5 protein-coding genes and 1 tRNA gene are annotated in these 4,400 nt (G+C 65.2%); 2 read left to right on the top strand and 4 right to left on the bottom strand.

Translation table 11 applies throughout. The annotated features are described in order from the left end of the window. On the top strand, positions 1-380 hold a 380-nt coding region (locus tag B2W70_RS07430), incomplete at its 5' end, for an Lrp/AsnC family transcriptional regulator (protein ID WP_286744357.1). A gap of 68 nt (positions 381-448) precedes the next feature. On the opposite strand, the gene B2W70_RS07425 is transcribed toward B2W70_RS07430, so the two are convergent. After that, complete coding sequence (locus B2W70_RS07425) at positions 449-745, bottom strand: DUF4148 domain-containing protein (protein ID WP_286744354.1); 297 nt, start codon at positions 743-745, stop codon at positions 449-451. A gap of 110 nt (positions 746-855) precedes the next feature. Between B2W70_RS07425 and B2W70_RS07420 the strand changes: the two genes are divergently transcribed. After that, positions 856-1,818, top strand: a complete 963-nt coding sequence (locus B2W70_RS07420) for a LysR family transcriptional regulator (protein ID WP_286744352.1) — start codon at positions 856-858, stop codon at positions 1,816-1,818. 90 nt (positions 1,819-1,908) lie between these two features. Here the strand turns inward: B2W70_RS07420 and B2W70_RS07415 are convergent, their stop codons facing one another. From B2W70_RS07415 to B2W70_RS07405, 3 genes are all read right to left on the bottom strand, one after another. Next, a complete protein-coding gene (locus B2W70_RS07415; protein ID WP_286744350.1) occupies positions 1,909-2,919 on the bottom strand; it encodes an AraC family transcriptional regulator in 1,011 nt (336 codons plus the stop codon). Positions 2,920-3,176: 257 nt separating this feature from the next. Further along, positions 3,177-3,252 (bottom strand) — tRNA-Asn (locus B2W70_RS07410). A gap of 152 nt (positions 3,253-3,404) precedes the next feature. Further along, a partial coding sequence (locus B2W70_RS07405) for a TonB-dependent receptor domain-containing protein (RefSeq protein ID WP_286744347.1) occupies positions 3,405-4,400 on the bottom strand: 996 nt, incomplete at its 5' end.

Here is a 4,400-nt window from a genome sequence, read left to right as displayed (position 1 = left end):
CCCGCCTGACGGTGGCCACGCTGGCGCAGAAGCTGGGCGTCTCGCGCGGCACCGTCACCAACCGCCTGCGCAAGCTGGAAGACGAGGGCGTGATCGTGGGTTACACGGTGCGCTTGCGCCCCGATGCCCAGCCCGAGTTGATTCGAGCCTGGATGAGCATCGCGGTGGAGGGCAACCGCGCCCGCGAGGTGATCGCCTCGCTGCTGGGCGAGCCCGGTGTGGCCAGCTTGCACGACACCAATGGCCGCTGGGACCTGCTGGCCGAGTTGCAGGTGGCGCACCTTGGCGAGCTGTCTCAGGTGCTCGAGCGCATCCGCTTGATCAAGGGCATCAGCCACACGGAAACGAGCCTGCACCTGCAGACCCATCGCGTGGCTTGAGTCGCGTTGCCCGCTGAGGCTGGAGGCGGTGCAAGGGCGCGGCGTCCAGCGCAATGGCGTGACCCGGCTCAGCGAGCGGCGGCCAGCTTGATGCGGCTGACTTCCTGCGCGAACGCCGCGCTGGTGCGCAAGGCCTGGTACCTGGCCTGGGCGGCCGCGTAGGCTTCGGGCATCAGCATCTGGATTTCGGGGTCGTGGAACTGGTCCAGGCCAGCCCGTTTGGCCAGGATGGCATCGGCTTGCACCTCTTCGCGCGTCAGGGACTGGGGCGCCCCGCTGGATTGCTGAGCCAGCGCGGTCTGGGTCATCAGGGCAGCGCTCAATGCGGTCAGCAGCGTGGCGGCGATGCGGGTGGTGGTCTTCATGATCGGGCCTTTCAGTCTCGGGTTTCAGAGGGAGGCGGGTTGGAGCCGCCTTGAAAGCAAGTCTGGGTTTTCTCGTAAGATCAAGCAAATCGATTGAATGCATTTTTCTCATGAACGAAATCGATATTCGCCACGCCGACTTCCGCCGCATCGACCTGAACCTGCTGGTGGCCCTGGATGCCTTGCTGAGCGAGCGCCAGGTGGGCCGAGCGGCCGAACGCCTGTTCATTGGCCAGCCGGCCATGAGCCACGCCCTGGCCCGCCTGCGTGAGCTCTTTGGTGACGAGTTGCTGGTGCGCACTGGCCGTCAGATGGCGCTGACCGACCTCGCAGCCCAGTTGGCGCCGCGTGTGCGCGCCTGGCTGTTGGCCGGGGCAGCCCTGGTGCTGGAAGAGCCGCCCTTCGACCCGGCGCAGGCACAAGGCCTGGTGCGGATGAGCATCCCCGATGGCCTGGAGTCGCTGATCCTGCCGCCTCTGCTGGCTCGCTTGCGCGCCGAGTCACCCAGGGTCCGCTTGAAAGTTCAGCTCATCGAGGTCGAACGCCTGCTCGATGCCCTGGATGCAGACGAGGTCGACATCGTGGTGGTCGGGGTGCCCTTGCCCGAGCGCAACTGGCACGAGCGCATGACCTTGCTGACGGCCACGATGCAGTGCGTGCACTCGCGTGAGCAGCTCGCCATCAAAGGCCCCTTGACCCTGCAAAAACTCGCCAAGCTGGACCACGTGGTCAGCAGTTACCGAGGTGAGGCCGCGACGGTGGTGGATGCGGCCTTCGCTGCCGAGGGCCTGCAGCGCAACGTGGTGGCGGCCGTGGCGGGCGTGGCCTCGACGGTGCGCATCTTGCGCAGCGCGCCACTGGTGTCGATTCAGGTGGTGCTCAGTGGCGTGATGGAGCTGCCGCCAGACCTGGTGGTCACGCCCCTGCACACGCGTGAGCCCTTGCGCATGTCGGTGGACATGCTCTGGCACCGTCGGCACAGCCAGCAGGGCCTGCACCGGCATTTGCGGACACTCATCGGCGAGATATCGGCCTCGCTGAGCGACCTGCGCCGCGCACCGCGAGCAAAGTGATCAATCCAGTCAGAACCCTTTGTTCATCGGGTTTGTGCCGAGATGTCCCAGCCAGGACCACAGGCTTATCCACAGAAACTGTGGATAAGCTCATCTGCCCTTGAGCTGCGCTTCGCGCCACAGCGTGGGCGTCGTGTCCGTCCAGCGGCGAAACGAGCGATGAAAGCTCGCCACCGAGTTGAAGCCAAGGCAATGCGCCACATGCTTGATGGGCAGTTGTTCGTCGGCGAGCAGGCTGCGGGCTTTGAGGAACTGGCACTCCTGCACCAAGGCCTGGTAGCTGGTCTGCAGGTCGGCCAGGTTGCGCCTCAGGGTGCGCTCGCTCATGTTCAGCTGGCGCGCCGTCTCGGTCATGCTCGGCTGTTGCGGCAACGCCGACAGCAGCCATTGACGAACCTTCTCTGCCGTGTCGATGCGGTTCATCCGGGCCGACAAGGCCTGCGCGGCCCGTTCGCGTGCGCCGGCGTAGCCCACTTGGCTGTGGCTCATCATGGGACGACCGAGCGCCGTGCGGTTGAAGATGACGCGGCAATTGCGTTGCCCGAACCGGACTTTGCTGCCCCACAACGCGGTGTAGCGCGGGGTGAGTTCTGGCTCGCATTCGTGGGGCACCTCGATGGCGATCAGCTCATCGTCGCGCATGCCGCCAAAACGCAGCATCTGCAGGATCGACGTCACCAGGAAGTCGTGGCGGTAGCGCACGCAGCCATGCTCCTGCAGCCAGGGGTGCATCAGCACCTGCGCCTCGTCATCGCGCTCGATCAGCGTGTACTCCGGCTCTTCGAACAGCAGGGGCGTGAAGTGTTTGACGTCCTCGAAGATGTGCCGCAGGTCAGGTGAGAACAGAGCCAGCGGCGTCATGATGCTGTATCGCATCAGCGCCAGGCTCTTGCCGGCGATCAGCCCGAAAGCGGGGTCCGCCGTTTCGGCCAGGATCACGCGGATCATGTCGGCGAAATGTTCGGCCGGCACCCATTCGCCGTCTTCGTTGAGCAAGCTCGCGGGGTCAAGCTGGCAACGCTTCAAGATGCGCTCGCGATCGAGCCCTTCCACGTCCAGCGTGTGGGCCATGACGATGAGGTTGAGCGGTGAGATGCGCATGGAGCCGGGGCAATCGGGACCGGGGGTGAGGCGGCGGTGCAGCAGATTGAGCAGCCGGCTATTGTCCTCATCTCTGCTTTGATCGAATGACGTTTATCGACAGGGTCTTCCCGGGTCGTTGGTGCAAGCATTTGGCCGCGATGGCCAGTGACACCGAAACGCTCTCGAGTCAGGTCACCGATGTTGCGAGCGCAAAGCAAAAAGCCACCGCGGGGGTGGCTTTGTTGGCTAAACGCTTATCGCGCCTAGGCTTTGTTTGGCTCCCCGACCTGGGCTCGAACCAGGGACCTACGGATTAACAGTCCGGCGCTCTACCGACTGAGCTATCGGGGAATGTGTCGGCTTCTTGGTTGCTTTCAAGTTCGCTGAACTCGTCATCAACCGAGAACGCAACTATAGCACTTTTTGCCTGGCTGTCGCAAGTTCTGGCGTTTTTGGCGCGGGTGTTGAAGCTTTGCGACAGCCATGCGCCATGGGCGCCTGCATCAGAACGACACGCTGGCCGTTGCGCTCACGCTGCGAGCCGCCTGGGGCATCAGGTAGACGTGGTCGCTGTAGGTCGGGGCTTCGCGCCAGTTGCGCAGGTTGAAGAGGTTGTGCACGTTCAGGCGCCAGACGACGTTGCTGCCGGCCAGCGTTGTGGCGGTGCGCAAGCCCAGGTCGGTGCGTGTCCAGGAGGACAGGCGCAGGCTGTTGTCGGCGGTGATGGCGCGAGGGCCTTCGTGGATGACGTCGGTCTGCAGCCAGGTCGATTCCAAGCCCGGCACGCGCCAGGCCACCGATGCACGCAGGGTGTGTTCGGGCACGTTGGTGGCGGGCTTGCCATTGACGTTGACGTCGGTGCGTTGGCTGCCCCGGCGCTCGGTGTCGAGCAGGGCGCCCGCCAGCGACGTTTGCCAGGAGGCGCTGCGCCATTGCCACGAGGCCTCGATGCCGCGGTGAACCGCCTCGCCATCGTTGAGGTAGGTGTAGAGGATGCCGCCCAGGCCATCGTCCTGGGTGATCCGGTCGGCCACAGGGCGGTGGATCTGGAAGGCGTTGACGCCCCATTGGTGGCCACCTGCGGCCGACTTCAGGCCGACTTCGAGCTGTCGGCTGCGGCGAGTCGGCAGCACCTGACCCGCATTGGTGTAGGCGATGAAGGTCGAGGGTGCCGGGTTCTGTGCCGCCGTGGCTTCGATGCCTTGCCCCCAGCTGACGTAGGCCTGAGTCTGCTCGGCCAGTTGGTAGCCGATCGCGGCCCAGCCCGTGGTCACGCTCTCATCGAGCGAGGCGCTGCGGTTGGCGCTGGTGTCGGTGAGCTCGGTGTCGCGTTGCAGTTGGGTGTGTCGCAGGCCCAACCAGGCGCGCCAGGGGCCATCGTGGCTGAGGGCGTCGACGACGCTGAACTCCGTGCTGCGCTCGCTGCGCAGGGTGTTGGCGTAGTCCAGAGGCAGGGGCGCCTCGGGGGTGGTGAACTGGCCGGTGATGTTGCCCTCGCC

This window comes from Aquabacterium sp. UBA2148, assembly GCF_002328915.1.
GTDB lineage: Bacteria > Pseudomonadota > Gammaproteobacteria > Burkholderiales > Burkholderiaceae_C > Aquabacterium > Aquabacterium parvum.
This window is presented reverse-complemented; position numbering and strand designations above follow the sequence as displayed.

Excerpts from the sequence above, each read along its gene's own strand:
- B2W70_RS07415 (WP_286744350.1), bottom strand. The coding sequence starts at position 2,919 with ATGCGCATCTCACCGCTCAACCTCATCGTCATGGCCCACACGCTGGAC.
- B2W70_RS07420 (WP_286744352.1), top strand. The coding sequence starts at position 856 with ATGAACGAAATCGATATTCGCCACGCCGACTTCCGCCGCATCGACCTG.
- B2W70_RS07425 (WP_286744354.1), bottom strand. The coding sequence starts at position 745 with ATGAAGACCACCACCCGCATCGCCGCCACGCTGCTGACCGCATTGAGC.